A 417-nucleotide genomic window follows, 5' to 3' on the forward strand; every position below is an offset into this window, starting at 1 on the left:
CGCCGGGGAGGTGGAGGTCAGCGGGCTCGCCGAAGGCGTTCCGGCCCGACGTCGAGGTACCGGGGTCAGAGGTGATGGTCATCGTCGTCGAGTCTACGAAGCGGCACCGACATTCGGCCGGGAAGCAGGGTCAGACGAATGCGTCGAGAGCGAACGCGACCCCGGAAGCGCGCGCACTCGCGGTCCAGAGCTGCGCGGCGACCGTGCGGTCGTGCGCCCGGGGTTCCGCCGCGACCACCGTCGATGCACCGCGGAGCTGTCCCCAGCCGGCCGGACCCCAGTACTCCCCCGAGCGCACGTCCGCACCGACCGCGGCGTGCACGAGCGGCTCGGCACCGACGTCCTTGCCCTGGGCGACGAGGCGCGCAGCCGGGCGGATCCACTCGGGTTCCGGGCGGACCGGACTGATGTCCGGTC

The 417-nt window shown here is 73.1% G+C and carries 1 pseudogene; it reads right to left on the reverse strand.

From position 1 onward, the window contains the following. Positions 1–130: 130 nt before the first annotated feature. Positions 131–417: pseudogene (locus BIU95_RS18560) on the reverse strand (hypothetical protein); the annotation flags it as partial.

Source organism: Curtobacterium sp. MCBA15_007, assembly GCF_001864905.1.
GTDB lineage: Bacteria > Actinomycetota > Actinomycetes > Actinomycetales > Microbacteriaceae > Curtobacterium > Curtobacterium poinsettiae.